The sequence below is a fragment of the Pseudoalteromonas sp. TB25 genome (assembly GCF_000497995.1).
Classification (GTDB): domain Bacteria; phylum Pseudomonadota; class Gammaproteobacteria; order Enterobacterales; family Alteromonadaceae; genus Pseudoalteromonas; species Pseudoalteromonas distincta.
In genome coordinates this window covers 1-12,718 of the sequence record NZ_AUTI01000210.1, presented here as the reverse complement: position 1 = coordinate 12,718, position 12,718 = coordinate 1, and the positions used below count along the sequence as shown (strand labels likewise).

General features: G+C 38.3%; 14 protein-coding genes. 9 read left to right on the top strand and 5 right to left on the bottom strand.

Going from position 1 to position 12,718, the window contains the following annotated elements; translation table 11 throughout:
- Window positions 1–232: 232 nt before the first annotated feature.
- Complete coding sequence (locus L652_RS0105515; protein WP_002962851.1) at window positions 233–1,378, bottom strand: iron-containing alcohol dehydrogenase; 1,146 nt, start codon at window positions 1,376–1,378, stop codon at window positions 233–235.
- Window positions 1,379–1,563: 185 nt separating this feature from the next.
- On the opposite strand from L652_RS0105515, the gene L652_RS0105510 reads away from it, so the two are divergent.
- Both L652_RS0105510 and L652_RS0105505 read left to right on the top strand, forming a co-directional pair.
- Window positions 1,564–2,460 carry an AraC family transcriptional regulator gene (locus tag L652_RS0105510; RefSeq protein WP_024596680.1) on the top strand — a complete coding sequence of 299 codons (897 nt, stop codon included), beginning with the start codon at window positions 1,564–1,566 and terminating at the stop codon, window positions 2,458–2,460.
- A 75-nt stretch (window positions 2,461–2,535) separates the two neighbouring features.
- Complete coding sequence (locus tag L652_RS0105505; protein ID WP_024596681.1) at window positions 2,536–4,140, top strand: diguanylate cyclase; 1,605 nt, start codon at window positions 2,536–2,538, stop codon at window positions 4,138–4,140.
- Window positions 4,141–4,142: 2 nt separating this feature from the next.
- Here L652_RS0105505 and L652_RS1000000125310 read toward each other — a convergent pair whose 3' ends face one another.
- The 3 genes from L652_RS1000000125310 to L652_RS0105495 form a co-directional block, all read right to left on the bottom strand.
- Window positions 4,143–4,301, bottom strand: a complete 159-nt coding sequence (locus L652_RS1000000125310; RefSeq protein WP_240915877.1) for a hypothetical protein — start codon at window positions 4,299–4,301, stop codon at window positions 4,143–4,145.
- A gap of 58 nt (window positions 4,302–4,359) precedes the next feature.
- Window positions 4,360–4,557 carry a hypothetical protein gene (locus L652_RS1000000125305; RefSeq protein WP_240915878.1) on the bottom strand — a complete coding sequence of 66 codons (198 nt, stop codon included), beginning with the start codon at window positions 4,555–4,557 and terminating at the stop codon, window positions 4,360–4,362.
- Between the two features lie 437 nt (window positions 4,558–4,994).
- Window positions 4,995–5,414, bottom strand: coding sequence for a VOC family protein (locus tag L652_RS0105495; RefSeq protein ID WP_010554617.1), 420 nt, complete (start codon window positions 5,412–5,414; stop codon window positions 4,995–4,997).
- Between the two features lie 273 nt (window positions 5,415–5,687).
- On the opposite strand from L652_RS0105495, the gene L652_RS0105490 reads away from it, so the two are divergent.
- The 6 genes from L652_RS0105490 (at window position 5,688) to L652_RS0105465 (ending at window position 11,271) form a co-directional block, all read left to right on the top strand.
- Complete coding sequence (locus L652_RS0105490) at window positions 5,688–5,993, top strand: hypothetical protein (protein WP_002962854.1); 306 nt, start codon at window positions 5,688–5,690, stop codon at window positions 5,991–5,993.
- Window positions 5,990–6,379, top strand: a complete 390-nt coding sequence (locus L652_RS0105485) for a hypothetical protein (protein ID WP_024596682.1) — start codon at window positions 5,990–5,992, stop codon at window positions 6,377–6,379. The genes L652_RS0105490 and L652_RS0105485 overlap by 4 nt, the downstream gene beginning before the upstream one ends.
- Before the next feature lie 170 nt (window positions 6,380–6,549).
- On the top strand, window positions 6,550–7,032 hold the full coding sequence (locus L652_RS0105480) for a DUF3015 domain-containing protein (protein ID WP_002962856.1): 483 nt from the start codon (window positions 6,550–6,552) through the stop codon (window positions 7,030–7,032).
- Between the two features lie 79 nt (window positions 7,033–7,111).
- Window positions 7,112–8,950 (top strand): DUF4105 domain-containing protein, encoded by a 1,839-nt coding sequence (locus tag L652_RS0105475; protein WP_024596683.1) that lies wholly within the window; start codon window positions 7,112–7,114, stop codon window positions 8,948–8,950.
- Window positions 8,951–9,156: 206 nt separating this feature from the next.
- A complete protein-coding gene (locus tag L652_RS0105470) occupies window positions 9,157–9,921 on the top strand; it encodes a transporter substrate-binding domain-containing protein (protein ID WP_024596684.1) in 765 nt (254 codons plus the stop codon).
- A 252-nt stretch (window positions 9,922–10,173) separates the two neighbouring features.
- Window positions 10,174–11,271: a polysaccharide lyase family 7 protein gene (locus tag L652_RS0105465; protein ID WP_024596685.1), complete on the top strand. Its 1,098-nt coding sequence runs from the start codon at window positions 10,174–10,176 to the stop codon at window positions 11,269–11,271.
- Here L652_RS0105465 and L652_RS0105460 read toward each other — a convergent pair whose 3' ends face one another.
- Entirely contained in the window at window positions 11,272–11,673 is a 402-nt protein-coding gene (locus L652_RS0105460) for an NUDIX hydrolase (protein WP_024596686.1), read from the bottom strand.
- Window positions 11,674–11,859: 186 nt separating this feature from the next.
- Between L652_RS0105460 and L652_RS0105455 the strand changes: the two genes are divergently transcribed.
- Window positions 11,860–12,718, top strand: an 859-nt coding sequence (locus L652_RS0105455; protein ID WP_024603353.1) for an AMP-binding protein, incomplete at its 3' end; no start/stop codon positions are given.

The window sequence follows — 12,718 nt, the reverse complement described above, 5'->3', positions numbered from 1 at the left end:
TTTGTAACCTAGTGGGCTAAGTAAAAACCGAGCAACAAAGAGTTAATCGTCCCTAGAAAGAACCCAAAGGGCAGCGCATGTTTGGTATTTATGCTGCGTTATCGCCTATTCATGGGGAATAACCACACTACATAGGCTCCGCCTTGCCTAAAAACCAAACATACTGCTGCAAATTCACCCACCAAAGATCAACACGCCCTAGTATATTTAAGTAAGCGCTTAGCTTTGAAAATTAAGCAACCGCTTGCTCTAAAATTTCGCGGCTTTCTTTTAGCGTAATAGCTTGGTTTTCGCCTAGAGCAACCATGCCGTGAGCTTCAAGTTTGCCAATAATATTGTCAATAGCAGCGGCTTTATCATCGCCATGTTCAGTAAGCTGGGTCGCTACGTCGAGGCTATGGTAAAACGCCTCAATTGCTGCAATTGTTTTCTCTGCTAAATCTTCAGATTGCTCAAGACCAAATACGTTTTTACCCATTTGCTCAAGCTTTGCTTTTTTAACTGCAAATTGGTTACGTAATAAAGAAGGCTGAACAATAGCAAGTGAACGTGCATGATCAACACCGTAAGCGGCTGTAAGCTCGTGGCCAATCATGTGTGTTGCCCAATCTTGCGATACACCAGAACCAATTAAACCATTAAGTGCTTGGTTAGCAGCCCACATAAGGTTTGCACGCCATGCGTCATCTTGGTTTTCAAAGTTATCACCTAAAGTTTTAAGCGTTCTTAAAAGTGCTTCAGCGTAACCTTCTTGAACTAATGCTGTTTCAGGGAATGTTAGGTACTGCTCACAGGTGTGAACCCATGCATCTACTAAGCCATTCACAAGTTGGCGCTGCGGTAATGTTTTCATTACATCAGGGTCCATAATCGCAAATTTAGGAAGTACTTCTGGTGATGCAAACGGTAGTTTTTGCTTCGTTGCTTCTTTGCTCACAACTGAGTTTTGGTTAGATTCAGAACCCGTTGCTGGCAATGTTAATATTGCACCGATTGGTAATGCGCTAGTAATAGTATGCTTACCAGTAGGAATATCCCAACCTTCGCCATCATAAACGGCTGATGCGGCAATGTATTTAACGCCGTCGATTACTGAACCGCCGCCTACGCCTAATACAAAGTCGATGTCTTGTTCTTTACAAATTTTTACTGCTTGGTCTAGCACTTCAATTGTTGGGTTAGCGCCAACGCCCGAAAACTCAACCCAGTCAAAGCCTTCAAGTGCTGCTGCAACTTGGTCGTACACGCCGTTCTTTTTAATTGAACCGCCGCCGTACACTACAAGTACTTTTTGATCTTTTGCGATCAAATCAGATAGTGCCGCAATTTGTTGCTGACCGAATTGGATAAGAGTTGGATTTACGTAGCTAAATTTCATTATTTTGCTCCTAGGTGACGGTTAAATACTAAATAGAATGCTTAGTTACTAGCTAAGCCAAATTTCAATGAGTGCATATTAGTAGCAAAACAAACATAAAAAAAGCCCAATAACTCGCAAAAGCTTGCCTAAAACTACCAACGTTGTTATTTTACGCAAAATACACTCAATTAAAGATGCCTTTTATGCCCACCATAGCCAATATGTTGCAACAATACGCCGAGCATAATCAATTACTCAGCTTTGAAGGCACCATGGAAACTATCATTCCAGGCGTGTATTTTCATCGAGCAACTAAAAGCTCGCCGCGCCAGCCGCTTATATATAACTCAGGTATTATTATTGTTGGGCAAGGTCATAAAATAATTCACTTTCCTGAACATCAAATAAAATACGGCGCAGGCGACTACTTAGTCCTTGGCGTACCGGTGCCATTAGAGTGTGAAGCATTTACTGATAACGACTTACCCGTTATGGGCATTGCCATAGATATAAACCCTGCAATGCTACACAAACTCGTTAATCAAATAATGCAGCATAAGCCTCTTTCAGCGTTATCGTCGTCTGCACAAATTGGCGCAGTACAGTCGGCAACTCTAGATACAGCAATGGAGCTCGTTACTCATAGGTTATTAACTGTTTTAAATAACCCCATTGAGGCTGACATTTTTGGCGAGGATATAGTAAAAGAATTGGTATATCGCGTACTTTGTGGTCCACAAGGACATACTTTAATAGGGCTTGCTATGCATGATGGGCATTATGCACGTATCGCCCGCACGCTCTCAACTATGCATAGTAGTTATGCCAATCAAATTACGGTTGAAGGGTTAGCTGAAGATGTAAACATGAGCGTATCGTCGTTTCATCGTGCTTTTAGGCAAGTTACGTTTGAATCCCCGCTACAGTATTTAAAAAAAGTACGCTTAGCTAAGGCTAAAGAGCTTATAACCACTAGTGGAAGTAAAGCCAACGAAGCTGCATTAAAGGTTGGCTATACCAGCCCATCGCAATTTAGCCGCGAATTTAAACGCCACTTTAATAAAACACCTAGCGAAGTATTAACTCAATTACACAGTTAATTTAACTAATTAACTAATAGCTAAATAGGTGGGCTCTGCTAGTATAAAAAAATGTAGTTGAGCTTGGAAGTGCTTATGGCTGACAAAAAATATCATAAAAATACAGTTCCTAATATTTTACACGGAGGTGCTAAATACGTATTTCTTTTTTTTATTTACTTAATAGCATTTAATAGCAATGCAGGCGATTTTTGCGATATTACCCCCTTAAATAGTCAGTCCCCTCCATCATCTTTACAACCTAATACAACTTCTGAACTTCAGGCAAAACGCGGTACAAACCAATTTCAGCTTAACTGCTTGTTACAGCGTGGCGGCGTACTTTCGTTTTTGCGCCCAGGTCTTGATGATTTTACATGGCAGCAAAACGGTGTAATAAAGCAGCCATTAAAATCGGCACAAGTGGCATTTTTAATGGACTCAGGAAACTTTACAGCCATTATTACAGTTGAGTCAAAACTTAACTATACACCACGCTTTAAGTGGCAAAATACACAAGTTTTTTTTAAAGAAACACAGCAACATAATCTCATTATGGGTGCTTTTTATGGGCTGTGTATCACACTCATTTTTTACGTATTTATAATGGGCTACAGGCTTCACGACAAGATATTTAAGCTATACAGCGCTTATATTTTTTGTATTGGCAGCTTTATTTTGCTTCAAGAAGGCCAACTCTATTTATTTATAACTGACCACGTTTCATCACTCCTATTTGATTTATACTTACTCAGCATAGGTTTAACAGTACTCAGTGCTACATGGTTTATGTGCGCATTACTTGAATTAAACAATAGATGGCCAAAAACAAGTAAGATTTTAAAAATTATGGCCGGTATTGTTATGTGCTTTTCTTTAATAAAAATATTGTTCAGTAACACTTTGATTTGGCAAATAGCTGGCAACATCATGGCTTACGGCTCATTAATTATTGTGACTGTTATTTTTGTTTTAGCGGCACAACAGGCTCGCAAAGGAATACGCGAAGCAACGCTTGTTTTTGTAGCATTGAGCTTGGTGCTCGTAAGCATGATATTTAGAGTATTACTTATTAATCAAAGCCCATTTATGCAACGTTACGGATTTATTATGGCTTTCGCTGTGGAGTCATTTTTACTAGCAGTAGCTGTTTCTAGGCGTATTAGCCGTATGCGAATCGCACAAAAACGCGCCGAAACCGAAGCCGATTACGATCACCTTTGTGGCATTTTAAACCGCCGTGGCTGGGGTAAAAAATCATCAGAGCTGATTGAGCTGCATGCAAAAAAAGGCGGAGTTTTATGTTTAATGTATATAGATTTAGATGACTTTAAACAGATAAACGACAATTATGGGCATGCCGTAGGCGATGAAGCTTTATGTAAAGTAGCCGCCAGTTTAAAAAGTATTGTACGCACCAGCGATGCAGTCGGCCGCTTAGGCGGCGATGAATTTGTAGTACTTGCCCACTTTTACAGCAAAGCGCAAGTAAGCCCAAAAACACACCATCTAAAAATAGAGTTAGATAAACTCGCCATCACGCATAACGACCAGCCTATTGCTATAAAGGCAAGCATTGGTAGCAGCGTATTTAGTGAGCCTCCTAAAAATATTGACGAAATTTTAAAAGCCGGCGACACCGCTATGTATCATGAAAAACTACAGCGTAAAGTAAAGCCGCTCACTTTAGTTGATAGCTAGCTTTAAGTATTTAAAACCGTAGCTGGCTTAGCAAACTGCTTACGGTTTATATAGTGGCTAAAAATAATAGTAAATAACGTTGAGGCTTGTTTGCCAATAAAGTGGGCAACACTACCCATTACCGCTAAAATAACCGGAAAGGTAGAGATTAACCGCTCCACGCAGACCCTATATGCTGTGATATAAACGTAACAAGTACGATAAAGCCCGTCACTAATATCATTTTACCAAAAGCTCCCAGCGGGCATTTAATGGTTTTGCATCAACTGATATATTTAGCCTTGTAGAGATAATAGCTAAACCGAGTAAAATACAAAGCGAAATCACCCTCGCCACAATAATATTCACTGGTAAAAATAAAGTAATAACGCTAAATACACACCAAATACTCAACGCTGTAAAAAGCGATTTAAGCATTCCAAATCTTTGTGAAACAACCAAGTAACTAAAACAAAATAAGCCTATACCGCTCATACCATAAAGAGAGGCCACCGCTGAGTTAGCTGCAAATAATTTACCTTGTTCTAATGCTATAAAATAAGAAATAGGCCAGAGGTAATAGGCAAACCAGGAATTATGCCGCTAACAAAACTACCAAAGCGTTTTTGGGCGAATGTTATTAGTAAAATAAGCAAAGGTGCAATTATGAGTTTAAGCAGCATAAATAACAATAAAATATGAGAGCTGAAATTAAGTCTAGGTGTCTATACTTATATTGTAGAGTGAATAAAAATCATGTATGTAGCGTAATTTTTTTACCTGTAAATATTAACTAATTTATCAAAACACTGATTAATAGTTATAAAAAAACCACTTATTGAAGTGGTTTTTTAGCTTAACTTAAGCAACAGCATTTATACTTTTTTAAATAAAACCTCTGGGTTTACCATGGTTTTCATTTCAAGCACATTGCCATTTGGATCTTCAATAAAAAACGTTTCTTGCTCAAACTCATCACCAATAAAACGGCGGTATGGTTTATCTAGGTATTCAATACCCGCATCTTCAATACGTGTTTTTAACCCGTTAAATTCATCTTCAGATAGGTGAATCCCAAAGTGAGGTACTGCCACAGCTCCCATATCAACATCATGGCGAACTGTTGGTAGGCGCTCAACGCTTTGGTGTAAGGTAAGTTCATTGCCCCAAAAATCTATATCTACCCAGCGACCTTCTTCACTATTACCCGTTTTACAGCCTAGTACGTCACAATAAAACGCTTTAGCCACTTTTAAATCGCCAGCCGGAATAGCCAGATGCAAACAGTTAGACATAAATAACCCTTGGTTAACACTTTAATACATTAAATTATCGCCATTATACATAATTTGTGATTTATAGAACATTAACAGCAACGCTATTAAGCATATTTAATACCTAAGAGTCGTTTAAAAAACACGCTTTTTAAATGTGTAATTACTTATAACATTTATTTGTTAGAGAGTATTAGAAAGCGCAAAAGGATTAGTTTAAAATGCGCCGCTATGATTAAATTCTTACTTTTAAAATTCATTACTTTCTTTTTAGGCTTTGTAGCTTGCTTTGCTATGCACACTACTTTTGCACTGCCTTTAGTAATTTCTGCCGCGCTAACGGGGCTTATTGGCTCTTTTATTCCTTTTCCTGCGCGTTATAAAAACCATCCTTATGCTGCAATTTATGCTGGTAGTTTTGCCGGTATGTGTTCAACCCATTTAATTACCAGTTACTGGGAAATTGCTATTATTTCGCTTATTGGCTCAAGTTTGTATGTGCTTACTATGAATATGTTTACAGGCTTTGGTGGCAAACTTGGCAGTGTCGCTTTTGCAAGCGTGGCACTTTTTGTATTAGCTAAAGGAATCGTACTATGAGTATTGAATACCCATTACTTGTACTGCTTGGTGCTTTTTTAACGTTTTACCTAGCTAAACATAGTCGCTTTGATGGTATAAGAGCATCCTCTTCACTTTCTATTATTACTTACTTAATTTTTAGCGCATTGAATTTAAACCCCGATTTATACGCGATTATATTTTTTGGCGGTACATTTATTGGCATGAGCGCCCCGCATCGTTTTGGTATTTATACGGTAGCAAGCTCATCTGTTTTATTTTCAATATTATTTGAATTTCTTGTACCAAAACTTGACGGCTACGGTGGTGCACTAGGTATTAGTGCATTTTTATCTGTATGTATTTGCCATACCTGTATTTTGTTAGGTGCCCCAAGAAGTAAAAAACCACCACCAGTTCAATAAAAAATTATTGAACTGGTCTAGTTTCTCCCTGCATTCGCTTTAATATAGTAGAGAAATTAGAGTGTAAAATATTCATGTTTTAAGCTGTTCTTTTTCTCTGCAAGTCTGTTAGAATCTTTCGCGAACTTTATTTACCCTAAATAAAGACAATCATATATGGATTTATGAAAATGAAAAAACTAATCGCAGTAGCTGCACTATCTTTACTACCTTTCTCAAATGCAATGGCTGACCAAGATATTGGTTGTGGTCTTGGTTCTATGTTATTTGCAGGTCAGCAAGGTAAAGGCGTTAAAATTTTAGGCGCTACAACAAACGGTACTTCTGGTAACCAAACTTTTGGTATCACTTTTGGTACTTTAGGTTGTGATGGTACTGGTACAGTAACGTCTTCAGAAAAAATTGCTTTATTCATTGACGGTAACATGGAGCAACTTGCTCGTGATATGTCAAAAGGTGAAGGCGAAACTTTAGCTACTCTAGCTGAAGCTTGGGGTGTTGCAGATCAAGATAAAGCAGCATTCAACGCGCTTGCTCAAGCACAGTTTTCTTCAGTATTTACTTCTGAAAACGTAACTTCGCAAACAGTTTTAGAAAACCTAAACACTGTTCTTGCAAGTAACGCACAACTTGCTTCTTATACTCTTTCTTAATCAGCTAAATTAGCCGGTTTTATACGTATAAATAAAGCCGCTGGAGTATTTCTCTAGCGGCTTTTATTGTTTAGTGATTATGAAAAAAATATTCTTTGTTTTATCAATTGCGCTGTTTAGTACTTACGTAAACGCTCAAAGTTTTAAAAATGACACCTTAGCAACCGACCCTTACTGGCTCAAATTAGGTCATTACCGTGGGGCCACATTAGGTGGTTGGAAAAGTGAAGTAGATAGTGCTGAGTTTTTTTTATCTCCTATAGGTAAAACAAGTCCACTGGACGAACTTGAAGCCACTATAGCCGCATTTAGTGGTAAAAATACTGACCCAAAAACAACACAATCTCGCTGTCGGTTTCCAGCACGCTATAAATGGCTAAAAACAAAAATTAAAAATAACTGGCCCGCGCTTAATTGCCCAGAGCTTCAGGCGTGGCAAAAAATAATCAACCCAAAAGGGGTTACGTTAGTTTTTCCTACTGCATTTATGAATAGCCCATCATCAATGTTTGGTCACACCTTACTTCGTATTGATGCAAAAGATCAGACCCGCCATAAAGAGTTGCTCGCATTCGCAGTTAATTTTGCAGCAGAACCAAACGGCTCAGACAATGCAGCTATGTACGCACTAAAAGGCCTGATTGGCAGCTATCCTGGTAAATTTTCGCTTATGCCGTACTATAAAAAAGTACGCGAATATAATGATTTAGAATCTCGTGATATTTGGGAATACAAACTTAATTTATCTGAGCCACAAGTAGAGCTTATTTTATTGCACTTATGGGAGCTACAATCAGCTACATTTGATTACTTTTTTATTGATGAAAACTGCTCCTACCAATTACTTGCATTATTACAACTCGCACAAGAGGACCTTGATTTAACATCGTCATTTAATATGCAAGCTATTCCATCAGATACCGTCGCAGTACTAAGAAATAACAACTTACTACAAACTCCTAATTACCGCCCTGCTTTTGGCACTAAGCTTTACCATTACTCTACTCAAATGACTAACGAACAACTTGATGATGCAAGAGAGTTAATGCAAGGTGGCTCCCTCAATACTCGTAATTACTCACAGTCGCAATTAGTCGCAATATTAGAAATGGCGTATGAATGGTTAAATTTTGAATTTTACGATAAAGCATTAAAGCGTGAAGAAATTGCACCGCGACTAACTAAGCTACTACTAATGCGCAGCAAATATAAAGTAGCTTCGCCATTTACTAAGCCAAGTCGTCCTATTGCTTCTCCAGAGCAAGGTCATGGCTCTTCTAAAGTAACGCTTGGAAGAACTGAGTATGCCCATCAAAGTGACTTAACAAGCTTTGCGTATCGCCTTGCATACCATGATTTATTAGATAGCTCAGCTGGATTTATTCCTGGTGCTCAAATTAGCTTTTTTGATATTGAAGGAGCCATAAGCGATAAGGGTAACACGCGACTTGAGCATTTTTATTTATTAGATGCTATGTCACTTGCACCCGATAACCGCGTGTTTGATAGCTGGTCTTGGAACTTTAAAATGGGCTTTGATCGTCAGCCTAATAATAATATTCAACAAGGTCGTTGGTTTGCTAAAGGTGGATACGGAAAATCAATCGGTAACCCAAACACGTTACACGGCTATTTACTTGGCCAAGTTGAATTTAATAATGGTGACATAACAGACAACCTAACAACAGGCATTGGTAGTGAAGCTGGTGCAATATGGCAAATAAATAACAGTCATAAACTCGCTCTTACAGCAAACATAACATGGTTAATAGATGGCCAAGCAGATAAACACAGTGACTTTGCAATAAAGTGGAATTACTCCTTATCACGTAATTTATCTATACGTACTGAACTTAAAAACCAACATTGGTATACAAGTAGTACATCGGCTAAATTTGCAATTCAATACTACTTTTAATCATTGCATATACCCACAAGGGCTCAATTATTTTTACAGCGCTTGTGGGTATATAAAACTTTACTCAATACACGTTCAATTTTCACTTCTTTAATTATGCAATAGACTCTCTACATACCTATTCATTTACTTATTTTATACATTTGAGTATATATTTCAGACAAGACCCTTTAAACTCAAAGTATTGTAGTTAGAAAGATTCTCTTATGTATCTGCGTGTTGTAGTTTTCATTTTCGTTTTTATTTTTTGCAGTAATGTAAGGGCAGTAAGCTCTCTTACTTTTATTGCCGAAGATTTACACCCTTACCATTTTAAAAACAAAAGCGGTGAAGCTGACGGAGCTTCCGTTGATATTGCTAAGGCTGTTTTAAGAGAAGCAAAGCTACAAGCTAAATTTGAAATAATGCCAATGGCACGAGCCTTTCATCAGCTAGCAGCTAATCCAAACACAATTATGCTCTCTTTATTAAAAACTCCCGCTAGGCAAAGTCAGTTTAAATGGTTAGGAGCGGTATACTTTACTGATGCCTACCTAGTTAGTTTAAAAAGCCATAAAGACGAAGTAACTCATTTAAATCATGCAAAATTTTATAAAGTAGGCACTATTCGTGGATATTTGAGTGCCAAATATTTAATAAAGATGGGGTTTGAAGAAGATAAAAATTTAATACTAGCTAGTTATTATCAGCAGGCATGGCAAATGCTTTATAAGGGTAGAACTGACTTTGTCCTTATGAATACACTCACCTTAGATAATGAACTAAAAATGTCAGGGCTCGACCCAGACTTAATAACTAAACGACTTCATTTAGCTGATTTTCCTTCAATACTCTATTTTGCTGCTAATAATCAGCTTGACGATAAAACAGCAAACTTAATCTCGCAGGCATTAAAAACTATAAAAGTAAGTGGCGAATACCAAGCCATTTTAAAAAAGTGGCAACTCCCTCTTCCTCCTTCTATAAATTAAACCTATTTAAATAAGTATATTAGCAAACATCAAGCGCTACCAAATATGATGAAAAACACCTCTGTTTAACAATTTTAAATAACATAATAACGTTAACCAACCCTATTGGTTAACCAAAACACCGTCATTAAAATAACAATTAATTATAAAAAACTACAAATTGGTAAGTTTTAATTTTTAAATTGGTATGTTAGATTGAGGTTAAGCGACGCCTGTACCGCGCAATTTTTACTTCATCACACAGAGACAATAATGATAAAAAATACATCCACATTTAAACTTACGGCTTTAGCCGTTATCACACCTCTACTTTTTACGGCTTGTTCAAGTACCCAAAGCACTAATCAGAAAAGCGATGCGCCGGTACCTGCAACAAAGTTTGATTTATCACACTGGAAAATAAATGTACCAGTGGATTTAAACAACGACGGTAAAATTGATGAAATAGATGTAGAAGAAATTCAGACTTACGCACACCCTGATTTTTTCTATCTTGATGATAAAGGCTACATGGTATTTACCTCCCCTAATAAAGCGCTTACAAGTGCTAACTCTACTAATACCCGTAGTGAACTTAGACAAATGATCCGTGGATCAAATACTAAAATTAAAACTAAACACTCTAAAAACAACTTTGCTTTAGCTGTTCACCCGCTATCTGACCGATTTGGCTCTGTTGGTGGAAAGATGGAAGCAACGTTAAAAGTAGATCACGTTGCGCTACGTGCGACTGATCCTGATAAAAAAGCGGCTTACTCGGTTGTTGTAGGGCAAATTCACGCAGGTAAAGATCAGGCACTTATTGATACCAAGCTTGGTTATGGCTGGGGCAATGAGCCACTTAAAATATATTACAAAAAATGGCCAGGGCATAAAACAGGCTCAGTTTTTTGGAACTACGAACGTAACTTACCTAAAACCAATCCTGACCGTAAAGACATTACTTACCCAGTTTGGGGTAATACATGGGAAAACCCTAATGAGCCTGGCAGTGCCGGTATTGCACTAGGTGAAGAATTTAGCTACACGGTCAATGTGTATAAAAATGTTATGCACCTTACATTTAGCGCACAAGGCAAAGAAGACGTTAACTACTCTATTAACTTAGGTAATAACGTAGATGCTTATGGCAAAGTGGACGAAAAAGACCATCCACATGGTTACGCTGCAGATTGGCATTACTTTAAAGCCGGCGCTTATAACCAATGTAGCACTAAGAGCGCTAAAGGTATTTGGTACCCAGGTTGTTTAGGCACTGGCGATTGGACTACAGATAAACAAAATGGCGATTACGCTCAAGTAAGCTTTAGTAAACTAGAGTTAAGCCCAGCGACACCGCCAACAAAATAACTATGCTAGTACAGCCTCAGATAAGTAATTTTTTAGTGATGTAAACAGTGGCGTTGGTAGATTATTAATATCGCACCAGCGCCACTTTAAACATTTATTAGGCTCTTTAAGCTCAGGCTCTCCGCCTTCAAAATCAGCTTTTACATACAACGTAATATAGTGTTTGTTCTCTGCTGTAAAAATATCATTGGTAAAATCAAGCTTAGTAACTTTACTTACCTTTAAACCTGTTTCTTCAAACACTTCTCGTATTGCACATTGTTCAACACTTTCACCAAACTCTAAATGTCCACCAGGTGTTGCCCATGTATTAGCACCATGCGCGCCAATGCGCTCACCTAGTAAAATTGTGTTTTGATGCTTTATGATAACCGCAACCCCTACTCTTACTACGTTACTCATATCGTATTTTCTCTTATTTTTACTGCCCGCCATGCTGAACCACACGCTTTGTGTTGTCAATTTTGTATTTTTAAAACCAGTGTATTGATTAACTTTTAGCCGACCAAGGTCGAATAGCTTGCTTGCTAAAAAAAGCCTACATTTTGTAAGGTCTCTCACACACAAATTTAGTTTTAGGAGCCTTACATGTCAGGCAAATATAAACAGCAATATAATGGTTTTAAACAAAACCCAGCCCAATTTTGGCTCGAACAAAGTAAAAATATTCCGTGGTATAACCCCCCCACAAAAGCATACACACAAGACGACGACGGGCTTTACCATTGGTTTAGTGACGGGCAATTAAACACCAGTTTTTTAGCACTAGACCAACACGTTATTGCCGGATTTGGCGAGCAAACTGCACTGATTTACGACTCCCCAGTCACTAATACAAAGCAAACTTATAGCTACTCACAACTACAACAAGAAGTTGCTAGATTTGCAGGCGTAATACAATCGTTAGGTGTTACAAAAGGCGACCGCGTTGTTATTTATATGCCAATGATCCCACAAGCTGTTATTGGTATGTTGGCGTGCGCTCGTCTTGGTGCTATTCATTCGGTGGTATTTGGTGGGTTTGCTGCACACGAATTAGCTGTACGCATTGATGATGCCAAGCCCAAACTTATACTTAGCGCCTCATGCGGTGTTGAAGTAAACAGCGTTATTGAATACAAACCACTTATTGATAACGCAATAGACTTAGCTACGCACAAAGTAGAACACTGCGTTATTTATCAGCGTCCACAAGTAACCGCCACTCTTAAGCCTAAACGAGACATAGATTGGACTCAGGCAATGCAAACGGCTGCAAGCGCAGATCCGGTGCCTGTAAATGGAGATGATCCGCTTTATATTTTATATACCTCAGGCACGACAGGCACACCCAAAGGCGTAGTACGCGAAAATGGCGGTCACGCAGTGGCAATGCAATACAGCATGGCAACCGTTTATGGTATGAAGCCCGGCGACGTATTTTGGGCAGCGTCTGACATTGGCTGGG